At 66.9% G+C, this 21,532-nt stretch carries 18 protein-coding genes; 16 read left to right on the top strand and 2 right to left on the bottom strand.

Annotated features, from left to right (window positions below; genetic code table 11):
• Nucleotides 1–32: 32 nt before the first annotated feature.
• From AWC12_RS06300 to AWC12_RS06275, 6 genes are read left to right on the top strand one after another with little or no spacing between them, the layout of a single operon-like run.
• Nucleotides 33–794, top strand: a complete 762-nt coding sequence (locus AWC12_RS06300) for a hydrogenase maturation protease (protein ID WP_085173131.1) — start codon at nucleotides 33–35, stop codon at nucleotides 792–794.
• Between the two features lie 5 nt (nucleotides 795–799).
• Complete coding sequence (locus AWC12_RS06295; RefSeq protein WP_110808581.1) at nucleotides 800–1,060, top strand: hypothetical protein; 261 nt, start codon at nucleotides 800–802, stop codon at nucleotides 1,058–1,060.
• 4 nt (nucleotides 1,061–1,064) lie between these two features.
• Entirely contained in the window at nucleotides 1,065–2,321 is a 1,257-nt protein-coding gene (locus tag AWC12_RS06290) for a tetratricopeptide repeat protein (RefSeq protein ID WP_085173012.1), read from the top strand.
• Nucleotides 2,318–3,211: a NifU family protein gene (locus tag AWC12_RS06285; protein WP_085173010.1), complete on the top strand. Its 894-nt coding sequence runs from the start codon at nucleotides 2,318–2,320 to the stop codon at nucleotides 3,209–3,211. The genes AWC12_RS06290 and AWC12_RS06285 overlap by 4 nt, the downstream gene beginning before the upstream one ends.
• 2 nt (nucleotides 3,212–3,213) lie before the next feature.
• On the top strand, nucleotides 3,214–4,407 hold the full coding sequence (locus tag AWC12_RS06280) for an NHL repeat-containing protein (RefSeq protein WP_085173008.1): 1,194 nt from the start codon (nucleotides 3,214–3,216) through the stop codon (nucleotides 4,405–4,407).
• A complete protein-coding gene (locus AWC12_RS06275; RefSeq protein WP_085173006.1) occupies nucleotides 4,404–5,243 on the top strand; it encodes a hypothetical protein in 840 nt (279 codons plus the stop codon). Before AWC12_RS06280 ends, AWC12_RS06275 begins: the two co-directional genes overlap by 4 nt.
• A 6-nt stretch (nucleotides 5,244–5,249) precedes the next feature.
• Here AWC12_RS06275 and hypB read toward each other — a convergent pair whose 3' ends face one another.
• Nucleotides 5,250–6,038: a hydrogenase nickel incorporation protein HypB gene (gene hypB / locus AWC12_RS06270; RefSeq protein WP_085173004.1), complete on the bottom strand. Its 789-nt coding sequence runs from the start codon at nucleotides 6,036–6,038 to the stop codon at nucleotides 5,250–5,252.
• A 14-nt stretch (nucleotides 6,039–6,052) separates the two neighbouring features.
• A complete protein-coding gene (locus tag AWC12_RS06265) occupies nucleotides 6,053–6,388 on the bottom strand; it encodes a hydrogenase maturation nickel metallochaperone HypA (RefSeq protein ID WP_024444671.1) in 336 nt (111 codons plus the stop codon).
• A gap of 174 nt (nucleotides 6,389–6,562) precedes the next feature.
• On the opposite strand from AWC12_RS06265, the gene hypF reads away from it, so the two are divergent.
• From hypF to rpoB, 10 genes are all read left to right on the top strand, one after another.
• Nucleotides 6,563–8,866, top strand: coding sequence for a carbamoyltransferase HypF (gene hypF / locus AWC12_RS06260; RefSeq protein WP_110808570.1), 2,304 nt, complete (start codon nucleotides 6,563–6,565; stop codon nucleotides 8,864–8,866).
• A complete protein-coding gene (locus tag AWC12_RS06255; protein ID WP_024444673.1) occupies nucleotides 8,857–9,132 on the top strand; it encodes a HypC/HybG/HupF family hydrogenase formation chaperone in 276 nt (91 codons plus the stop codon). Before hypF ends, AWC12_RS06255 begins: the two co-directional genes overlap by 10 nt.
• A complete protein-coding gene (gene hypD / locus AWC12_RS06250; protein WP_085172999.1) occupies nucleotides 9,129–10,232 on the top strand; it encodes a hydrogenase formation protein HypD in 1,104 nt (367 codons plus the stop codon). Before AWC12_RS06255 ends, hypD begins: the two co-directional genes overlap by 4 nt.
• Nucleotides 10,225–11,286 carry a hydrogenase expression/formation protein HypE gene (gene hypE / locus AWC12_RS06245; protein WP_085172997.1) on the top strand — a complete coding sequence of 354 codons (1,062 nt, stop codon included), beginning with the start codon at nucleotides 10,225–10,227 and terminating at the stop codon, nucleotides 11,284–11,286. The genes hypD and hypE overlap by 8 nt, the downstream gene beginning before the upstream one ends.
• A 264-nt stretch (nucleotides 11,287–11,550) precedes the next feature.
• The gene (gene rplJ / locus AWC12_RS06240; protein WP_085172995.1) at nucleotides 11,551–12,081 is read left to right on the top strand and encodes a 50S ribosomal protein L10; all 531 of its coding nucleotides are present in this window, start codon (nucleotides 11,551–11,553) and stop codon (nucleotides 12,079–12,081) included.
• A 50-nt stretch (nucleotides 12,082–12,131) separates the two neighbouring features.
• Complete coding sequence (gene rplL, locus AWC12_RS06235) at nucleotides 12,132–12,524, top strand: 50S ribosomal protein L7/L12 (protein ID WP_024444677.1); 393 nt, start codon at nucleotides 12,132–12,134, stop codon at nucleotides 12,522–12,524.
• A 229-nt stretch (nucleotides 12,525–12,753) separates the two neighbouring features.
• The gene (locus AWC12_RS06230; protein WP_085172993.1) at nucleotides 12,754–13,827 is read left to right on the top strand and encodes an ABC transporter ATP-binding protein; all 1,074 of its coding nucleotides are present in this window, start codon (nucleotides 12,754–12,756) and stop codon (nucleotides 13,825–13,827) included.
• A 384-nt stretch (nucleotides 13,828–14,211) separates the two neighbouring features.
• Complete coding sequence (locus tag AWC12_RS06225) at nucleotides 14,212–15,897, top strand: alpha/beta fold hydrolase (protein WP_165762767.1); 1,686 nt, start codon at nucleotides 14,212–14,214, stop codon at nucleotides 15,895–15,897.
• A gap of 88 nt (nucleotides 15,898–15,985) precedes the next feature.
• Nucleotides 15,986–17,749, top strand: a complete 1,764-nt coding sequence (locus AWC12_RS06220; RefSeq protein ID WP_085172990.1) for an alpha/beta fold hydrolase — start codon at nucleotides 15,986–15,988, stop codon at nucleotides 17,747–17,749.
• A gap of 264 nt (nucleotides 17,750–18,013) precedes the next feature.
• Complete coding sequence (gene rpoB / locus AWC12_RS06215; protein WP_024444680.1) at nucleotides 18,014–21,514, top strand: DNA-directed RNA polymerase subunit beta; 3,501 nt, start codon at nucleotides 18,014–18,016, stop codon at nucleotides 21,512–21,514.
• Nucleotides 21,515–21,532 lie beyond the last annotated feature (18 nt).

Below are 21,532 nucleotides of genomic sequence, written 5' to 3'. Positions count from 1 at the left end.
TCGACCTCGGACCGACCGGCTGCGAGGTGCTGGTGGTGGGCTGCGGCAATCTGCTCCGGGGCGACGACGGTGTCGGCCCGGTACTGGTACGCCACCTCTGGGAGCGCGGCGTCCCTGACGGAGCCCGTCTCGTCGACGGCGGCACCGCCGGGATGGACGTCGCCTTCCAGATGCGCGGCGCGCGGCGCGTGGTGATCATCGACGCTGCGGCCACCGGTTCCCGGCCGGGCACGATCTTCAAGGTGCCCGGCGAGGAGTTGGCCGAGCTGCCTCCCCTTGACGGCCTGCACAGCCACTCGTTCCGCTGGGACAACGCGATCGCGTTCGCCCGATGGGCGCTCGGCGAGGAGTGTCCGTCCGACATCACCGTATTCCTGGTCGAAGCGCTCGACGTCGAGCTCGGGGCCGAGCTTTCCGAACCGGTGCGCACCGCGATGGAAGAGGTGATCGGCCATGTCGAGTCGGAATACCTGCAGCCGTTGCGGCCGCGTCCCGCCGACGACGCCGTCGTCGAAATCACTGACGACGGGTACCTGCGCCTCGACGCGGACCTCGCGGCCGGAAGGTTTCCCTCCGATGCGCTGGTGGCGGCGGTGCGCGGCGACGAGCTGTGGCTGATCCCGTTACAGGGCCCCCGAAGCGGCGGGCTGCTGCTCAAACAACGCAACCCGGCCGGTGATCGGTCACTGTTGGTCCGCGAAATTCTCGCCGACCGCCCCCTGCGCGGCCGGTACGCGGCGTTCTGGGATGACGCGCAGGCCGCGTTGCGGATACCCCTGGCAGTCGAGCGGTGATGCTGATGACAGAGGAGCCGAGGCCCCGCACCCCACGACCCAAGACCGCCGTCAGCAAGGACAGCTGCGCCGACGAGGCCCTGGGCGTGGAGACCTTCGTGGTGCCCGAACGCGGCCGATGGGCGGTCGACATCGTCGTCGTGTTCGCCGACGGGGTGGTCCGCAAGCGAATCGACACCCATGCCACCCGAGCGCGGGCCGAACTGTCTGCCCGGCTGATCAAACGCGCCGCCGAACGCGAGCTGCGCGCGCCACGGAACGGATGAGCGCATGACCGCCCTGAACACCGACACCGAGGTGAGCCTCGCCGTTCGGCCGCAGCCGCTGGGTGCCTTCCCGCTGCCGATGGGTTACCTGTTGATCCCGGCCGGCGACCACACCGAGGAGGTCCGCTCGGCCCTGCTCGCGGGAAGGGCTCCGGCGCAGTGGCCGCCCGCACTGTTGGCGCATGCGTACGCCCTTGCCGGTGACCGGGACTCCGCCCTGGCCGAGCTCACCGGCAGTGACCCGGTGACGCGGTACAACCGGTTCGTACTGGACCCCGACGGCGACGACGCCGACGACCTGCGGCACGTGCTCGGTGAGTTCGGCGTGCTCGTCGACGTGGTGCTCTTCGTGGTCGGCCGCACCGACGCCCCGCCGGACCTGGGCACGTCCGACGGCGAGCTGGCGGCGACGGTGCTGGCGCTGCAGGCCAGCCACGCATTGGCCGAGGGGAATCCGGGCGCCGCGATCACCCTGCTGGATCGAGGTGCGCGTGAGGCAGGCGACGAATCGCCGGCACTGCGGGGCGTCCTGACCGGGGCGGCCGCCTCCGTCTGCCGGGACTGCGGCGACCCGTCGGCAGAGCAGCGCTTCGAGGCGGCCCTGACCCTGCTCGAGAATGCCGACGGCTTGCGAATTGCCCGCGCCGAACTGCACCTGAACCTGGCCGGGCTGCTGCACGAGCGTGCCGATGCCCAGCCGCAGATGTTGAACAAGTCTGTGCCGCACTATCACTCGGCGCTTGCGCTCGTTCTGCGCGACGAGGCGCCGTTGCTGTGGGCGGCCGCGCACGCCAACCTGGCGGCCGCCTATCTGACGATGCCGATGGCGGAGGCCTCCGGGCAGTTGCGGCTCGGCGTCGCGGCGCAGTCCCTGCGATCGGCCCTCAAGGTCTACACCCGCGAGCAGTTCCCGCAGCAGTGGGCCAGCGTGCAACTGAATCTCGCGAACTCGCTGGTTTACACCCCGTCCAGCCATCAGGCCGACAACCTTCTCGAAGCCGTCGAGCTCTACGAGGCCGTCCTGGAGACCCGTGACCGGGCGGCCGACCCGCTGGGCCGCGCGCGGGTGCTGGCCAATCAGGGCAACGCGCTGGCGCACCTCGGGATGTTCGACCAGGCGAAGGCGAAGCTGTACGAGGCGCGCTACCTGTTCGAGGAGCAGCACGACCACGACTCGATGCGCGCGGTTCGAGATGTGCTCGACGAGATCGCCCGCCAGGTGACGCTGTTGCGCACCGGCGAGGACGGTCCGCAGTCATGACCGCCGTCGTACCGGAATCGGTCGACACCGGTGGGGATTTCGACGAGCTGGCTCGTCGAGTCGACGAGGCGGTCACCGCGCTCGCGGGGCTGGACCCGACGTCGCGGGCGGTCGCCGAAGAGGTCAAAGCCGCGGTCGAAGCTGTGCACCGGGCCGGACTGGTGACCATCGTTCGGCGTCTTCGAGAGGATCCCGCGACTCGCGCCGTGCTGTACGAACTCGTCGACGAACCCGTGGTGCATCTACTTCTTTCGATCCACGGAATCGTCCGGCCGGACCCGGTCACGCACGCGAACCGGGTTCTCGCGGCGGTGCGCCCGCAATTGCACAGCCACGGCGGTGATGTCACGTTGGTGCGCGTCGACGACGGAACGGCCTACGTTCGGCTGGAGGGTGCCTGCAACGGCTGCTCGATGTCCTCGGTCACCTTGCGAAACATGGTCGAGGGCGCCCTCATCGAGGGGGTGCCGTCGATCACCGCCGTCGAGGTGTTGCCGAATGAGCCGACACCCACGCTGATTCCGGTCGGGTCGCTCATGACCGGGCGCGTCGGACGGGATCCCAGCGCCGACGGCTGGGCGCGGGTCGGGCCGGCCGCAGAGGTCGCCGACGGCGGTTTGACGCGGGCACAACTGACTACGCCGCAGGGTTCGGCGGACGTGATCATCGTCAGCATCGACCACCGGTTGGCGGCGTATCGCAATGAATGCGCGCATCAGGGCCTGCCATTGGACAATGCGATCCTCGACGTCGATGCCGGCACGCTGACGTGTCCGTGGCACGGATTCTCTTACGACGCCACCTCGGGCGAATGCCTGAGCGCCCCCGGCGCCCAGTTGGAACAACTGCCGCTGCGAGTCGACCGCGGTGACCTATGGGTGCGCGGGTAGACATGAGCCGCTACACCGTCCGACACCACACCGGAGGCGCATTGCTTTCGCGCGAGCGCGACCCGGCCCCGGCGGTGGCCGGTGACCTGACCGGCGGATGGTCGCCCGAGGTCTGGATCGGCGCACCCGCGCCGGGAGGTCTGGCGTTGCCGACCGCCGCGCCCACCATGGCGTGGATGTACTCCCCGCGCGGCGTCTTCCTCGATGACAGCCATCTCGTCGTCGCCGACTCGGGCAACCACCGAGTGCTGTTGTGGCACGGCGTTCCTGACCGCGACGAGCAGCCCGCCGATGTCGTCCTCGGACAACCGGACGGCACCACCGAGGGCCGCGCCGCCGGGGGCCGCGGACCCGAGCGTGGGATGAATCTGCCGACCGGCGTGATGATCCACGACGGTCGGCTGATCGTCGCAGACGCGTGGCATCACCGAATCCTGGTCTGGAACTCGGTGCCCACGGACAGCGACGTCGCCCCCGACATCGTCCTCGGGCAAGCGAACACGTCGACGACCGAACCCAACGGCGGATCCGACTGCCATGCCGCGTCGCTGTACTGGCCCTTCGGTATCGCCGTCGTCGGCTCGACGTTCTGGGTCGCCGACACAGGAAATCGCCGAGTCCTCGGTTGGCGCAGCGGGATCCCCGAGCCCGGACAGCCTGCTGATGTCGTGCTCGGCCAGCCCGACGCCACACACCGCGAGGAGAACCGCGGCGGACCCGCGGGACCGGCGAGCTTCCGGTGGCCGCACGGGCTCGCCGGCAACAAGGATCTGCTGCTGGTCGCCGACGCCGGCGATCACCGCGTGCTGGGCTGGTCACCTCAACCGGAGCAAGACGTATCCGCCGAAATCCTGCTGGGGCAGCCGGACTTTCACAGCACGCAGGAGTGGCCCTACGGACCACACACGGCGGACCGGTTTCGGTTTCCGTACGCCATCGCGATGGACGAGGGCCTGGTGGCGATCGCCGACACGGCCAACAATCGAATCCTTCTGTGGGACAACGTGCCCGCCGACGGTCGTGGTGCCGACCACGTGCTGGCCCAACCGACGTTCGCCGCCAACGGTGAGAATCGCTGGAGTGCGGTGGAACACGACACACTGTGCTGGCCGTACGGTTTGTCGATGCGGGGCGACCGGTTGGCGGTCGCGGACTCGGGCAACAATCGCGTCGTGATCTGGCGGCACCTGTCATGAGGCCCCGCATCGTCCAGGCGGACGCACAGAATGGGGTGTACTGGGCGGCGCCCGACGGCGCATCGACGTCACTGCAGGCGTTGGTCTGCGGTGACGACGAACCCGACCGGCTGATCGCCACCCACCTCGAGGCGCTCGACGATGCCTTGATCATCGCCGCGGCGCGGTTCGGGGACATCCTCGGCGGTGGGCGGCGACCCGAAGGGGCGGACGAGCGGGACGATCTTGCGGAGTTGCATCGCACGCTGGATCGCTGCTGCTTCGAGTACGCGGCAGCAGTCGATCTCACGGGTTCCAAGCCGGATCTGCGTGCAGGCAAGATCATCGGGACCGCCGTGCTCTTCTCGATCCTGGCCAGACAACCACTCGGCCTGCTCGGGCCGGCCCCGCTGGACGGTGCACTCGACGAGCCGACGCTCGGCGTGGTCGGCGGATTCGGTGAGATGTGTGAAGTCGATCCGGACAAGCCGTGGCTCGGTGGACGATGGGTGGTGCGAACCGAACGGGGACAACGGTTTCCGCTGACCCTCCAGATGCTGATGTTCGACAGCTCGGGCGTGAACAAGCAGGCGGCGCGCAGAGAGCACATCGATGCGCTGCAGCGCGTGGTCGACGCGTCGCAGGGGGCGGACGCCGAGCCCGCCGGTGTGGCTTGTGCACTGGACTGGTTGATGTACGACTGGTTGATGGCTCATCGCGACGGTCCGGACAGCGCCGAGATCGTCTTTCCCAAGGGCCATGAAGACGACGCGACGGTCCTCGTCGCCGCGGCTGCCGCGTCGGTGACTGCGCGCGCCGCCTTCGACCCCGGGCTCGTGGGCATCTGCGGTACGTGAGAGCGGTCAGGTATGCGTTCGCTGTGAGCGCGGTGCGTCTGAGCTCCGAAAGGTGCGCAGCCACGAGTACCAGGCGGCCATGCCTTCGCCGGTGCGCGCGCTCACCGCCATGATCTGTGCGGTGGGGTTGACCTCGCGGACGTGGGCCTCATAGCGGGCGACGTCGACGTCGAGATACGGCACGAGGTCGATCTTGTTGAGCAGCACCACCTCCACCGATCGGAACATCACCGGGTACTTCAACGGTTTGTCCTCACCCTCGGTGACGGAGTAGACCATGACCTTGGCGTGCTCGCCCACATCGAACTCGGCGGGACACACCAGGTTTCCGACGTTCTCGATGATCACGAGGTCCAGCGCGCCGAGATCGAGATCCTGCAACGCACGGGTGACCATCGGCGCATCGAGGTGACATTCGCCGCCGAATCCGTTGCTGGTGTTGAGCAGTGAGACCTGCGCGCCGCGGCCGGCGAGTTTGGCGGCGTCGAGATCTGTGGCGATGTCGCCTTCGATGACGCCGACCGCGAACTCGTCGGCAAGTTCGTCCAGGGTGGCGGCAAGGATGGTGGTCTTGCCCGAACCGGGGGAGCTCATCAGGTTGACGGCGCGAACACCGTTGCTGTCGAAAGTATTTCTGTTGTGTGCCGCACGCGCGTCGTTCTCGGCGAAGATCGATTCGAGGACCTGAACCCTTTCCGGCCCCGTGCGGTACCCGCCGTGCTCGTGCTCGTGCTCGTGGTCGTGGTCGTGGTCGTGGCCGGGCGTGCCGTCCTCGTGGCGGTGGAACCTGCCCATCGGAATTCCTCTCTTCAGGTGATGTCCACTGACGTCACCAGGAACTCGTTGCCGCACATCACCTCGACGTCTCCGCTGTGGCAGTGCGGACAGCACACCGACCAGCGGGACGTGATCTCACTGCGGCGCCCGCAGACCCCGCAATGCACCTCGGCGGGAACGAGTTCCAGGTCCAACCGTGCCGTCGGCATGTCCATGTGGTCTCGGACCATCGACCAACAGAATTCCAGCGATTCCGGGACGACCTGGCGCAGCGCCCCGACCCGCACATGCACCACGTCGACGCGACGCCCCGCGGCGTGCGGTTGCACCACGCCCGCGATCGCGCGGCACAGCGACAACTCGTGCACCTCTCCATGCTGACGCGCCATGAGGTCTCGCCGCATGGGAATCCCTGCGGAAATACGCAGAATTTCTGTGCCGTATCTCGATTGTCGACGCCGTGGGCTCGCACTAACCTAGTTGTACTCGACCGCCGCCACCTGTCCATGTGGCTCGGGAGAGGTCCTCTGGCCAGGAGGTGTATGAAGGGCAGTCCGAGCGCGCCCGAGGTGGTGCGCGTGCGAGTCGACATCACCGGCGTGGTCCAAGGGGTCGGATTCCGCCCGGCTCTCGCGCGGATCGCCGCCCGGCACGGTGTCGTCGGGAACGTGTATAACGATTCCGGTTCGGTGCACTGCGAACTGCAGGGCACGCAGGCCGCCGTCGACGCGGTCGTCGAGGAGATCCGCCGCGACGGACCGCCGATGGCGCGCATCGACGACATCCGTATTACCGGTGTCAGGCCGCGGGAGGACTTCGTCGGTTTCCGAATAATCGGCAGCCGCGCGGGCGACGACGCGCGCACGCTGGTCCCGCCCGACATCGCGGTGTGCGTCGACTGCCTGCGCGAGATGCGCGACCCGTCGAACCGCAGGTTCGGGCATCCGTTCATCACCTGCACCAACTGCGGGCCGCGTTTCACCGTCGTCACGGATCTGCCCTACGACCGGCCGGTGACCACCATGGCCGGGTTTCCGATGTGTGCATCGTGCGCCGCCGAGTACGCCGACCCCGCGGACCGGCGCTACCACGCCCAGACGATCGCGTGTCTGAACTGCGGACCGCGACTGTGGTGGCGTGGGCCCGCAGAAGCACCCGATCCGCTCGAGGCCGCCGTGCGGGCACTGCGCGACGGAATGATCGTCGCGCTGAAAGGAATCGGCGGATACCACCTGGCGTGCCGAGCCGACGACCCTACCGCCGTGGCGACGCTGCGTAGCCGGAAGGGCAGACCTGCCAAGCCCTTTGCGGTGATGGTTGCCGACTTCGACACGGCTTGCGGTGTCGTCGAGATGACCGGAGGCGTCGGTGCCGCGCTCGCCTCGGCTGCCGCGCCGATCGTGCTCGCCCCCCGCACCGGCCGCGGTGTCGTCGACGGTGTCGCGCCGCGGCTGCGAGATCTGGGCGTCATGCTGGCCTACTCGCCGGTGCACCACCTGCTGTTCGACCGTCTGGGCCCGGTGCCGCTGGTGATGACGTCAGCCAACGTCAGCGGATCGCCCATCGTCTACCGCGACGCGGACCTGTCCTGGATCGACGGGATCGCCGACGGCGTGCTGGGCCACGACCGGCCGATCCACGTGCCGTGCGAGGACTCTGTTGTCAGCATCGGCGAATCCGGTGCAGTGCCGGTTCGGCGCTCCCGCGGCTACGCCCCGCTGCCTGTGGACGTGCCCCGCACCGGGGTGGGCCCGGTGATCCTTGCCACCGGGGGAGACCTGAAGACGACGTTCGCGTTGATGGGATCCGATGGGCGCGCGCACATGTCGTCACACATGGGTGACATGGCCGATGTACGCACCCAGACAACGTTCACCGCGGCGCTCGACCATCTCGCGTTCATGACCGGTCGCCGCCCGGCCGTCGTGGCCTGCGATGCGCACCCCGGCTACGCGACCACCGCGTGGGTGGCGCGCAATGGGATCGCCCGCACGATGCGAATCCAGCACCACCACGCGCACGCCGTCGCTCTGCTGACAGAACACGACCGGCTCGATACCGCGGCGCTCGTCATCGCCTACGACGGGACCGGCTACGGCACCGACGGAAGCATCTGGGGTGGCGAGCTGCTTGCAGTGCCCTCACCCGACCGATTCAGCAGAGTGGGTCACCTTGCTGTGTTCGCACTGCCGGGTGGCGACGGCGCCGCCCGGCAACCGGCACGGATCGCACTCGACCTGCTGCATCGGGCCGCTGTGCCATGGGAATTCGCGCCGGCACCGCTCGCAGCGGTCGGCGACCGAGGTCTGCACATCCTCGCGCAGCAGATTCCCCGCGGGGTTGGGTGCGTCCCGACCACCAGCATGGGGCGGCTGTTCGATGCGGTGGCCGCGCTGCTGGGCGTGTGCCAGGAGGTCACCTACGAAGGGCAGGCCGCCGTCGAGCTGGAGGCGATCGCACGTGACGGGCGGCCGGGCGAACTGCGATTCACGGTGCGCGACGGCGTGATGGATCCGCTCCCGGTGATCCGTGGGCTGGTCGACGGTGTGCGGGAAAGCGTATCGGTCGCCGACCTGGCTGCGTCGTTCCATCACGCGGTGATCGAGGCGACCGTTGTCGCGGCCGACGCGGCGGCACGTGCGGCAGGCATCGGGACCATCGGTCTCACGGGTGGGGTGTTCGCCAACCGCCTGCTTCTCGACGGCATCCGAAACAGGCTGTCGGACAGAGGCTATGACGTACTCACCCACCGGCTGGTGCCGTGCAACGACGGCGGACTGGCGTTGGGTCAGGCGGTGATCGCGGCCGCACGGCTGGCACACGAAGGGAGCGGCGAATGTGCCTAGGGATCCCCGGCAGGGTCATCGAAATCTGGGAGGACACGGGCACGCGCATGTGCACTGTCGACTTCAGCGGCACCACGAAAACCGTTTGCCTGGCCTATCTTCCGGACATGCAGGTGGGCGAGTACACGATCGTGCACGCCGGCTTCGCGATCACCCGGCTGGATGAGGCCTCGGCTAACGAAACGCTACGGATGTTCGCCGACCTCGGCGTACTCGACGAGGAACTGGCCGGTACGGAGGGCCAGGACAGGAGAGGGCCGCGATGAAATATCTCGACGAGTTCCGCGATCCGGTGGCCGCCCGCACGCTGGTGGAGGCGATCAGGCGCAGCGCTTCACGCCAGTGGACCATCATGGAAGTCTGTGGCGGACAGACGCATTCGATTATCCGCAACGGTCTCGACCAGCTGCTCGCGGGCGCGGTCGAGTTCATCCACGGGCCCGGCTGCCCGGTGTGCGTCACACCTCTGGAGATGATCGACCGCGCGCTGGAGATCGCGGCCCGCGACGACGTCATCTTCTGCTCGTTCGGCGACATGTTGCGGGTGCCCGGCAGCAGACAGGACCTGTTCGGGGTGCGCGCCCGTGGGGGAGACGTGCGCATCGTCTACTCGCCGCTTGACGCCACCCGGGTCGCCGCCGACAACCCGGACAAAGAGGTGGTGTTCTTCGGGGTCGGTTTCGAGACGACGGCTCCGGCCAACGCGATGGCCGTGGTGCACGCGAAACGACTCGGCCTGAAAAACTTCTCGTTACTCGTTTCGCATGTCCTGGTCCCGCCGGCGATGACGGCGATCCTGAGCTCGCCGACCAATCGAGTCGAGGGGTTCCTGGCCGCCGGGCATGTCTGCTCGGTGATGGGCACGAGGGAGTACGGCCCCCTCGTTGAAGAGTTCGGTGTCCCGATAGTGGTGACCGGCTTCGAGCCGCTGGACCTCCTCGAAGGGGTGCGCCAGCTGGTCGAACTGCTGGAGTCCGGGACGGCCGAACTGCGCAACGCCTATCCGCGGGCCGTCACCGCCGAAGGCAACATCGTCGCGCAGCAGACGTTGGCCGACGTGTTCACGGTCACCGACCGGCAGTGGCGTGGTGTCGGGATGATTCCGAAGTCGGGATGGGCGCTCTCACCGCGCTACGCCGACTTCGACGCGGAGATCCGCTTCGGCGTGGGCCACGTGGCGGTCGAGGAGTCCCGGGAGTGCCACAGCGGCGAGGTGTTGCAGGGCCTGCTGAAACCGAACGAATGCCCAGCCTTCGGAACGTCGTGCACCCCGCGGTCACCGCTCGGCGCAACGATGGTCTCCAGTGAGGGCGCCTGCGCCGCCTACTACCAGTTCCGTCGACTCGGCACCCCCGCCGGTGTCTGATTCACACACGACCGTCGATCCATCCGACTGGGTGTGTCCGCTGCCGCTGCGGGAGACCAAACGGATCGTGCTGGGGCACGGCGGCGGAGGGGTGCTGTCGGAGGAGCTCATCGAGAACCTCTTCGTCCCGGCGTTCGGCTCGAGCGCGGGCCGCGACTCCGCGGTGCTGTCGTCCCAGACCGGCCGGCTGGCGATCAGCACCGACTCCTACGTCGTGCAGCCGCTGTTCTTCCCGGGCGGCAACATCGGCGACCTCGCGGTCAATGGGACGGTCAACGATCTGGCGTGCAGCGGGGCCATGCCGCTGGCGCTGACTGCAGGCTTCATCCTCGAGGAGGGGTTGGAGATCGAGGTGCTCGGCACCGTGGCCCACACGATGGGCAGGGCCGCAGCCGACGCCGGCGTCCGCATCGTCACCGGAGACACCAAGGTGGTGCAGAAGGGCGGAGCCGACCAGCTCTTCGTCAATACCTCGGGCGTCGGGGTGATCCCGGCCGGCGTCGACGTCGGCCCCGAACGCGTGCGACCCGGTGACCACGTTCTGGTGTCCGGCACGATTGGTGAGCACGGCGTCGCGATCATGAGCGTGCGCGAGGGCATCGACTTCGGCACCCGCGTCACGACGGACTCCGCGCCGCTGCACGAACTGGTTGCCACGATGCTGTTTACGGCCGGGCCCGCCGTCCATGCGCTGCGGGATCCGACGCGAGGCGGGCTGGTGGCCGCTGTCGTCGAGATCGCGCGGACAGCTGCGGTCGGCGTCGAACTCGACGAGGCCGCGATCCCGGTTCCCGATGCGGTCGCTTCGGCGTGCTCGTTTCTCGGACTCGACCCGCTGCAGGTGGCCAACGAGGGCAAGCTGGTGGCGTTTGTCGACCCCGCGCATGCCGACGCGGTACTCGAGGCGATGCGCACCCGGCCCGAAGGCGCCGCCGCGGTCCGGATCGGCCGCGTCGTCGACAGTCACCCGGGGATGGTCGTCGGTAGGACGGCGTTCGGCACCACCCGCGTCGTCGAGCGCGAACTGGGCGAACAGCTTCCGCGGATCTGCTGACGGTCGGGACGCTTTGCGTTTTGGCTGATCGGGGGGCGGCACGCTATCCTGGCTCGGTTCCACCGAAGACCGTCGGTCACCAAGTGATTGGTTGAAGGTCCGGGATTTCCCGGCGGCCCACGCAGGAGGACGAGGCTGGCACGTGTTGCACGTGCTGCACTTACTTTTCAAGTGCGCCCCGACCTGTCTGCGTCGGGGCGTTTGTGATTTCCGGCCCCTCGTTCCGTCGGTTGGTGGACGTCCAACCAACACGAGGAGGCAAGCATGGCCAAGGCTGACAAGGCCACGGCGGTCGCCGACATCGCCGAGAAGTTCAAGGAGGCGACGGCCACCGTCGTCACCGAGTACCGCGGCCTGACGGTGTCCAACCTTGCCGAGCTGCGTAGGTCGCTGGGATCGACCACGACCTACACCGTCGCCAAGAACACCCTGGTGAAGCGCGCCGCGGCGGAAGCGGGCATCGAGGGGCTCGACGAGCTTTTCGCCGGTCCGACCGCCATCGCGTTCATAGAGGGTGAGCCGGTCGACGCCGCCAAGGCGCTGAAGAAGTTCGCCAAGGACAACAAGGCGCTGGTCGTCAAGGGCGGCTACATGGACGGCAAAGCGCTGTCCGTCGCCGAGGTCGAAAAGATCGCCGACCTCGAATCGCGCGAGGTGCTGCTGTCGAAGCTGGCCGGCGCGATGAAGGCGAAGCAATCCCAGGCCGCGGCGCTGTTCGTGGCGCCCGCGTCCCAGATCGCCCGTCTGGCCGCAGCTCTGCAAGAAAAGAAGGCCGGCAGCGAAGACGCTGCGTAGAGGCCGCTGACAAACCACCCCAAAGAAGTAATTAGGAAAGGACCATTCACATGGCCAAGCTGTCCACCGATGAACTGCTCGACGCGTTCAAGGAAATGACCCTGCTGGAGCTCTCCGAGTTCGTGAAGCAGTTCGAGGAGACCTTCGACGTCACCGCCGCCGCTCCGGTCGCGGTCGCCGCTGCCGGCCCCGCCGCCGGTGGTGCCCCCGCCGAGGCCGCCGAAGAGCAGAGCGAGTTCGACGTCATCCTCGAGGCCGCCGGCGACAAGAAGATCGGCGTCATCAAGGTCGTCCGCGAGATCGTCTCCGGCCTGGGCCTCAAGGAAGCCAAGGACCTCGTCGACAGCGCCCCCAAGCCGCTGCTGGAGAAGGTCAACAAGGAAGCCGCCGACGACGCCAAGGCCAAGCTCGAGGCCGCCGGCGCTTCGGTGTCCGTCAAGTAACAAGAATCACGTCACCCGTCGTGCCGGCATATTGACGTCGGCGTGACACGCGACGTCAGCTGTGGGGCCGGCCTGGCAAACAGGCCGGCCCCACAGTCATTTCTGCTCACGTGTGCGAGCGAGTGTTTGCAGACCGTGTGTGGCGGCGTGGGCGGGTAGGTTACAGTGACTCAAGCCACAGGCGAGGAGCCTGTGGCGTGCACGTTTGGTACTGGCGAGAGGACTTCGCGTGGGCATCGGAATTCAGGTTGAGGGGCTGACGAAGTCCTTCGGTTCCCAGCGAATCTGGGAAGACGTGACCTTCGATCTTCCCGCTGGTGAAGTCAGCGTTCTCCTGGGCCCGTCGGGTACCGGCAAGTCGGTCTTCCTGAAGTCCCTGATCGGTCTGCTGCGCCCCGAGCGCGGCAAGATCATCGTCGACGGCACCAACATCATCGAGTGCTCGGCCAAGGAGCTCTACGAGATCCGCACGCTGTTCGGCGTCATGTTCCAGGACGGCGCGCTGTTCGGCTCGATGAGCCTCTACGACAACACCGCGTTCCCGCTTCGTGAGCACACGAAGAAGAAGGAATCCGAGATCCGTCAGATCGTGATGGAGAAGCTGGACCTCGTCGGCCTCGGCGGCGACGAGAACAAGTTCCCCGGCGAGATCTCCGGCGGTATGCGCAAGCGTGCCGGCCTTGCCCGCTCCCTGGTCCTCGATCCCCAGATCATCCTCTGCGACGAGCCCGACTCCGGTCTGGATCCGGTGCGTACGGCCTACCTGTCGCAGCTGCTCATCGACATCAACGCTCAGATCGACTGCACGATCCTGATCGTCACGCACAACATCAACATCGCCCGCACGGTGCCCGACAACATGGGCATGCTGTTCCGCAAGCACCTGGTGATGTTCGGACCGCGCGAAGTGCTGCTCACCAGCGACGAGCCAGTGGTCAAGCAGTTCCTCAACGGCCGCCGCATCGGCCCCATCGGTATGTCGGAGGAGAAGGACGAGTCGACGATGGCCGAGGAGCAGGCCCTCATCGACGCCGGCCACCACGACGGTGGTGTCGAGGAGATCGAGGGCGTGCCACCGCAGGTGTCGGCGACTCCGGGCATGCCCGAGCGCAAGGCTGTGGCCCGTCGCCAGGCCCGCGTGCGCGAGATCATGCACACGCTGCCGCCGGCCGCCCAGGAAGCCATCCGCGAGGACCTCGAAGGCACCAACAAGTATTCGAGCCATGAGCCCGGACAGGGCGGGGTGCGCCACCACGAGGACGACGCGCCCACCGGCCGCATCCCGGTTGCCGAGGAGCGCTGACGTTCCTCCCGTACGTCCTGACACCGCCCGGCATCTGCCGGGCGGTGTTGTCGTTTATGGAGACACCCACACATCGTGCACGGTCAACGCGCCACGGGTGATGCCTGAGGTCGAAGTGACTGGCGTTGCTAACTGTGCTTGATCGTGTACGGAAGTTCGCCATGCACTTACGCGCTGTCGACGCAACACCCTTTTGGTTCGGTCGCTACATCGCTGCGAGCAGTTAATTCATCCTTTGTCAACGTAAGTGTCAATTTTGTCCGTGGCGCTGTTGAACTTCGCTCTGCCTAGCTATACAGTTTGCCAGAATCGATCCCTCGCGCGCGCGGAAAGCCTCGGGCGGTAATCCTGTGCGAGTTCTTTCCGCGGCAGAACAGGAGAAGCATGATCGACCGCTATCGAGCCTGGCTGGGGGCAGGCGTACTAGCGGGGGGAATGTCGGCGGCTGTGTTGACGGGGGCCGGCGTGGCGTCTGCCGACGACACGGCGCCGTCGACGGCCGACACGCGTGCGTCATCGGGGTCCGATGACGAAGCGAAAGTCAACCAAACGAAGGCCGACGACACGAAGGCCGACGACACGAAGGCCGACGACACGAAGGCCGACGACAAGGAGGCCGACGAGACGGAGGCCGACGAGACGGAGGCCGACGAGACGGAGGCCGACGAGACGGAGGCCGACGAGACGGAGGCCGACGAAGTCGATGGGAATGATCCGCCAGACACCTTTGGCGAGGTCGAACCCGTCGCCGACCCCGGGCCGTCTAACGGCGACGGAAACGGCCAAGACCGCGGCAGTCTCGATATGGCAGCTCCGGAGCCGGGCGTCGGGTCCTCCGACTCTCCTGCCGAGATCGACTCGGATACCAACGTTGACACCGCGGACATGTGGGAAGAGCCCGACGCCGCCGAGGGCGTGCCTTCGGTGTTTCTAACTGGCATCGAGACCGATCTCGGGTCGCCCGAAGGGGCCGCGGTCATGCGTCGCGCTGCGGTCGAATCGCCCAGCATCGTGACCGGTCTGCTGAACCTTTTCGAAGCGCTCGACAACATCGGCACCGCGTTCTACAACTTGTACACCGGCACGATGCAGTTCCTTGCGGGCCCGGCGCGCGCGCCCTTCGGCAGCCGGGTCCGAGTGGAGACCTCCTCGCTGACGATTGGTAGCGGGGTGGTCGTGCCCGCTGACTGGTATTTCCCGCCGGGGCGCGTCGAGCCCAAAGGCCTCGTCTACCTCCAGCACGGCATGTTGGCGACGTCGGCGTTCTACAGTGCCACCGCGGCGCACCTGGCGGAGAAAACCCACAGCATCGTCGTGGTGCCAACGCTGACGTGGAACATCTTTGACGCTGCCGGCTATCCACTGATGCTGTCGCACACCCACCGGGCGATTGCGGAGCTCTTCGCCGGGGACCGGGCGGCGCTGACCGAGAGTGCGCAGCGCGCCGGCTACAACAAGGATCTTCCCACCAAGGTCGTGCTGGTAGGCCACTCCGCGGGAGGCGGGCTGGTCGCCGGGACCGCCCGGTACATGGTCGAACGAGGATCAGGTGGAAACCTGGCCGGCGTCCTGATGCTCGACGGCGCCGGTTTCGGGGGAAGACTGAGCGTCGATCTGGCCAAGATCCCGGAATCCATTCCGGTTTACAACCTTGCCGCAGACCCCGACACCTGGAACAACTACGGGGACGCTTCCCGTCGCCTCCACGGGGCGCGGCCGGACACATTCAACGGCATCGTCATCGACGGCGGTCGACACTCGGATGCCATGCAGAGCAGCAGCCCGCTGGTTCAGATGGCCGCATACTTCGCCACCGGCTTCTCGACGCCCTGGCACATCGCGATCAACCAGGCGCTGGCGTCGGGCTGGATCGGCGACATGCTCAGCGGCACCTACACGCCGAGGCTTTACGCGTCGTCGGGGTCGGTCACTCAGATCGCCGCAGGACTGTTGTCCCGAGTCCGGTCCGTCCCAGCAAGCTCCGGCTCCTACGGGTCGGGTGGCGTTTGCGTGGATGAGCCGTTCACCTCGGTCTGCCCGTCTCCTCCCGAGCGAAAAATGGCACGCTGAAATGCCTCCGGAGTCTAATTTCGGCAAATGGCCCCGTGTCTTCGGCCCCCGCGGTACGGTTTGCCAGTTTCCGAACAGAGGGATGTGAATGGTCGACCGGCTATCGGTTCTCGTTGGGGCGGCAGCGATCACCGCCGGAGTGTCGGCAGCGATGCTGGCGGGCGCCGGGGTGGCTGTCGCTTCGCCGGACTCGACAGCAAGTGGCGCCGGAACGACGACCGCACAGTCGTCGGAGCCCGCGGAATCCGCTGACGCCGAAGCGGATCGGCACGAGCACACCACCAAAGGTGAGCACCGTGCAGAGACGACCGAGGACGTCGACCCCGATGAGACCGCCGAGGAACCTGATGTCCCCGACGCAGCGGAACCGTCCGACGATGCCGACGCCGACGACGACGTCGTGGAGGGCGACGACGGGAGCGGCCAGGTGCCCGTCGATGACGAGCCGCTCGCCGATGAGACGCCCGTCGAAGTGCCGATGGTCGTCGACGAGGTCATCGAGGACGTTCCCGTCGAAGAAGTGCGCGACGCCGTAATCCCCGTGACGGTCGACGTCGCAGCACCGGAGTCCGAGGCCGACGCCCCGTCTGAGCCGGCCCAGGCGACGGAGGCGACCGAACCGTCGCGGATTACTCAACCGGTGGCGAGCTTGCGCGCGCTCGACACAGCGTCGGAAGCGGCGGCCACACCGCCACATCAGACGTTGCTCAGCCTCATCGGCACGGTCATCTTCAACATCTATTCGGTCGCGATCCGTGTTCTCGGCGGCCCGCCGATCCTGCCGCCCAACAGCACCGTCACGGTGAAGAGTTCGAAGCTGCTGATCGACTGCGGGGACGGTTACGAGGTGCCCGCCGACTGGTACGTCCCCGAAGGTGTCACACCCACCCGGCTCATCTATTTCCAGCACGGCTTCATGGCGGCCGGCCCGTTCTACAGCTACACCGCCGCCCGACTCGCCGAGGCAACCCACAGCATCGTCGTCGCCACCTCGCTGACGTCGAACTTTCTCTCCTGCGACGGCTGCTGGGTCGGTGGCTCCCCGATGCACAAAGCGGTCGCTGATCTCTTCGTCGACGGAAACACCGCGCTCGCGGAGAGCGCACTGGCTGCGGGCTACGGCGCCACCCTGCTGACCGGCGTCGAAAAAGTCGCGCTGATCGGGCATTCGGCAGGCGGTGGACTGTCCGCGGGAGCGGCCGGTTACATGGCGGGCAACGGCACGCTCGACAAGCTCGCCGGCGTCGTGATGCTCGACGGGGTGGGCTTCGGCGACGTGACCCCCGAAGCGCTGGCCAAGCTCCCGCACGACTTTCCGATCTACAACCTTGCCGCACGCGCCTACTTCTGGAACCTGTCCGGGGTCACCAACACCGCGATGGAGACCTGGCGGCCCGGCGAGTTCAACGGCGTCAAGCTCACCCGCAGCTCCCACGGCGACGCGATGACCGGCGGCAACCTGTTCGTCCAGGTCGCGATGAACCTGGTCACCGGATGGCCGAAGCCCGCCAACGTCAAAGCCGCTGAGATGATCAGCGCGGGATGGTTGAACGACATGTTCGCGGGAACCAAAGACTCGGGTTACTACGGCACCCCCAACCAGACCATCGAGATCGAGACGACCAGCGGCACCGCGACCGCCGATGTTTTGCCCGGGCGCACGGACACGTTGACGCTGATCGACTACCTCTTCTCGTTCGGCGCGCAGATCCTGTTCGGCATCGACTTCGCCACATGTGCGGCCGACCCCGACGAAGTCACCGAAGAAATGGTTGCGCCAAACACCGCGTTATCTCTTGACGGAAGGGCGAAAGCGGGCCAATCTATTGGCCAGCATGTTTGCACGGGTTAGGGCTGCCAGCCAGCGCCCAGAGTTCCGTTGCACACGGTGCTGCCTCGAGGGTTGAGGAATAGGCCGTCCTGCGCTATCGTTGGACGTTGCGCTGGCTGCATCCTGCCCACCCTTCACTCGCACTTGACGCCGTAGTTCTAGCCTGAGCCCTGCTCAGCGATCTAGACGCGTGCCGTGCGTTCGGGAGGCTGGTGAAGCCGGCCAAACCGACGCAGATAAGCGGCATGCGGAACCGGCTCCCCGGGTCTCCAACAGCCGCGTGAGGTGCTGGAAGGATGCATCTTGGCAGGGTCCCGCCAGATCGAGTCAACCACTAATAACTCCGTTCCCGGAGCACCAAACAGAATTTCTTTCGCAAAGCTCCGCGAGCCTCTCGAGGTTCCGGGGCTTCTCGACGTGCAGACCGAGTCATTCGAATGGCTGATCGGCGCCGAGGATTGGTTCCAGCGTGCCGTCGACCGCGGTGACGTCGACCCCAAGGGTGGTCTGCAGGAAGTCCTCGAGGAGCTCTCCCCGATCGAGGACTTCTCCGGCTCCATGTCGCTGAGCTTCTCGGACCCGCGCTTCGACGAAGTCAAGGCGCCGGTCGACGAGTGCAAAGACAAGGACATGACGTACGCGGCCCCGCTGTTCGTCACGGCCGAGTTCATCAACAACAACACCGGTGAGATCAAGAGCCAGACGGTCTTCATGGGCGACTTCCCGATGATGACCGAAAAGGGCACCTTCATCATCAACGGCACCGAGCGCGTCGTCGTGAGCCAGCTCGTCCGTTCGCCGGGTGTGTACTTCGACGAGAGCATCGACAAGTCCACCGAGAAGACGCTGCACAGCGTCAAGGTGATCCCCGGTCGCGGTGCGTGGCTGGAGTTCGACGTCGACAAGCGCGACACCGTCGGTGTGCGCATCGACCGCAAGCGTCGTCAGCCCGTCACCGTGCTGCTCAAGGCGCTCGGTTGGACCAACGAGCAGATCACCGAGCGCTTCGGCTTCTCCGAGATCATGATGAGCACGCTGGAGAAGGACAACACCGCAGGCACCGACGAGGCGCTGCTGGATATCTACCGCAAGCTGCGCCCGGGCGAGCCGCCCACCAAGGAGTCCGCGCAGACCCTGCTGGAGAACCTGTTCTTCAAGGAGAAGCGCTACGACCTGGCCCGCGTCGGCCGCTACAAGGTCAACAAGAAGCTCGGGCTCAACGTCGGCCAGCCGATCACCAGCTCGACGCTGACCGAAGAGGACGTCGTCGCGACCATCGAGTACCTGGTGCGCCTGCACCAGGGCGACCAGACGATGACGGCGCCCGGCGGCTCCGAGGTGCCCGTCGAGGTGGACGACATCGACCACTTCGGCAACCGTCGCCTGCGCACCGTCGGCGAGCTGATCCAGAATCAGATCCGGGTCGGCCTGTCCCGCATGGAGCGCGTCGTGCGTGAGCGCATGACCACCCAGGACGTCGAGGCGATCACCCCGCAGACCCTGATCAACATCCGTCCCGTCGTGGCGGCGATCAAGGAGTTCTTCGGAACGTCGCAGCTGTCGCAGTTCATGGACCAGAACAACCCGCTCTCGGGTCTGACCCACAAGCGCCGCCTGTCGGCGCTGGGCCCCGGCGGTCTGTCCCGTGAGCGCGCCGGCCTCGAGGTCCGCGACGTGCACTCGTCGCACTACGGCCGCATGTGCCCGATCGAGACCCCTGAGGGTCCGAACATCGGTCTGATCGGGTCGCTGTCGGTGTACGCGAGGGTCAACCCGTTCGGCTTCATCGAGACGCCGTACCGCAAGGTCATCGACGGCAAGGTCAGCGACCAGATCGACTACCTGACCGCCGACGAGGAGGACCGCCACGTCGTGGCGCAGGCCAACTCGCCGCTCGACGCCGAGGGCCGCTTCGCCGAGGAGCGCGTCCTGGTCCGTCGTAAGGGCGGCGAGGTGGAGTTCGTCTCCGCGACCGAGGTCGACTACATGGACGTCTCGCCGCGCCAGATGGTGTCGGTCGCGACGGCCATGATCCCGTTCCTCGAGCACGACGACGCCAACCGTGCCCTGATGGGTGCCAACATGCAGCGCCAGGCCGTTCCGCTGGTGCGTAGCGAGGCCCCGCTGGTCGGTACCGGCATGGAGCTGCGCGCCGCAATCGACGCCGGCGACGTTGTCGTCACCGACAAGGCCGGTGTGGTCGAGGAGGTCTCCGCCGACTACATCACCGTGATGGCCGACGACGGCACCCGGCACACCTACCGGATGCGCAAGTTCGCCCGCTCGAACCACGGCACGTGCGCCAACCAGCGCCCGATCGTGGACGCCGGGCAGCGTGTCGAGGTCGGTCAGGTCCTCGCCGACGGTCCGTGCACCGAGAACGGCGAGATGGCCCTGGGCAAGAACCTGCTCGTGGCGATCATGCCGTGGGAGGGCCACAACTACGAGGACGCGATCATCCTCTCCAACCGTCTGGTCGAAGAGGACGTGCTCACCTCGATCCACATCGAAGAGCACGAGATCGATGCCCGCGACACCAAGCTGGGCGCCGAGGAGATCACCCGGGACATCCCGAACGTCTCCGACGAGGTGCTTGCCGATCTCGACGAGCGCGGAATCATCCGCATCGGCGCCGAGGTCCGCGACGGCGACATCCTGGTCGGCAAGGTCACTCCCAAGGGCGAGACCGAGCTGACCCCCGAGGAGCGCCTGCTGCGTGCCATCTTCGGCGAGAAGGCCCGCGAGGTCCGCGACACGTCGCTCAAGGTGCCCCACGGCGAGTCCGGCAAGGTCATCGGCATCCGCGTCTTCTCCCGCGAGGACGACGACGAGCTGCCCGCCGGCGTCAACGAGCTGGTCCGCGTCTACGTGGCCCAGAAGCGCAAGATCTCCGACGGCGACAAGCTCGCCGGACGCCACGGCAACAAGGGCGTCATCGGCAAGATCCTGCCCGTCGAGGACATGCCGTTCCTTCCGGACGGCACCCCGGTGGACATCATCCTGAACACCCACGGCGTGCCGCGTCGTATGAACATCGGCCAGATCCTGGAAACCCACCTCGGGTGGGTCGCCAAGGCCGGTTGGAACATCGACGTGGCTGCGACACCGGAATGGGCGGCGAAACTGCCCGAGCAGATGCTCTCGGCTCCGCCCGACAGCATCGTCGCGACCCCGGTGTTCGACGGTGCCCAGGAAGGCGAACTGCAGGGTCTGCTCGGTGCGACGCTGCCGAACCGTGACGGCGAGACGATGGTCAACGCCGACGGCAAGGCGGTGCTGTTCGACGGACGCAGTGGTGAGCCGTTCCCGTACCCGGTGACGGTCGGCTACATGTACATCCTGAAGCTGCACCACCTCGTCGACGACAAGATCCACGCGCGTTCGACGGGTCCGTACTCGATGATCACGCAGCAGCCGCTGGGTGGTAAGGCGCAGTTCGGTGGTCAGCGTTTCGGCGAGATGGAGTGCTGGGCCATGCAGGCCTACGGCGCGGCCTACACGCTGCAGGAGCTGCTGACGATCAAGTCCGACGACACCGTCGGGCGCGTCAAGGTGTACGAGGCCATCGTCAAGGGCGAGAACATCCCCGAACCGGGCATCCCGGAGTCGTTCAAGGTGCTTCTCAAGGAGCTGCAGTCGCTCTGCCTGAATGTCGAGGTGCTGTCCTCGGACGGCGCGGCGATCGAGATGCGTGACGGTGACGACGAGGACCTGGAGCGCGCTGCGGCCAACCTCGGTATCAACCTGTCCCGCAACGAATCCGCATCCGTTGAGGATCTTGCTTAGACCTCGTCCTTCATCAAA

This window comes from Mycolicibacterium iranicum, from assembly GCF_002101705.1.
GTDB classification, from domain to species: Bacteria; Actinomycetota; Actinomycetes; order Mycobacteriales; family Mycobacteriaceae; genus Mycobacterium; species Mycobacterium iranicum.
This window is presented reverse-complemented; position numbering and strand designations above follow the sequence as displayed.

Coding starts and splice junctions, on each gene's coding strand:
- AWC12_RS06295 (WP_110808581.1), top strand. CDS start 800: ATGACAGAGGAGCCGAGGCCCCGCACCCCACGACCCAAGACCGCCGTC.
- hypF (WP_110808570.1), top strand. CDS start 6,563: ATGAAGGGCAGTCCGAGCGCGCCCGAGGTGGTGCGCGTGCGAGTCGAC.
- AWC12_RS06290 (WP_085173012.1), top strand. CDS start 1,065: ATGACCGCCCTGAACACCGACACCGAGGTGAGCCTCGCCGTTCGGCCG.
- AWC12_RS06280 (WP_085173008.1), top strand. CDS start 3,214: ATGAGCCGCTACACCGTCCGACACCACACCGGAGGCGCATTGCTTTCG.
- AWC12_RS06285 (WP_085173010.1), top strand. CDS start 2,318: ATGACCGCCGTCGTACCGGAATCGGTCGACACCGGTGGGGATTTCGAC.
- AWC12_RS06225 (WP_165762767.1), top strand. CDS start 14,212: ATGATCGACCGCTATCGAGCCTGGCTGGGGGCAGGCGTACTAGCGGGG.
- AWC12_RS06275 (WP_085173006.1), top strand. CDS start 4,404: ATGAGGCCCCGCATCGTCCAGGCGGACGCACAGAATGGGGTGTACTGG.
- AWC12_RS06220 (WP_085172990.1), top strand. CDS start 15,986: ATGGTCGACCGGCTATCGGTTCTCGTTGGGGCGGCAGCGATCACCGCC.
- rplL (WP_024444677.1), top strand. CDS start 12,132: ATGGCCAAGCTGTCCACCGATGAACTGCTCGACGCGTTCAAGGAAATG.
- AWC12_RS06255 (WP_024444673.1), top strand. CDS start 8,857: ATGTGCCTAGGGATCCCCGGCAGGGTCATCGAAATCTGGGAGGACACG.
- rplJ (WP_085172995.1), top strand. CDS start 11,551: ATGGCCAAGGCTGACAAGGCCACGGCGGTCGCCGACATCGCCGAGAAG.
- hypD (WP_085172999.1), top strand. CDS start 9,129: ATGAAATATCTCGACGAGTTCCGCGATCCGGTGGCCGCCCGCACGCTG.
- hypB (WP_085173004.1), bottom strand. CDS start 6,038: ATGGGCAGGTTCCACCGCCACGAGGACGGCACGCCCGGCCACGACCAC.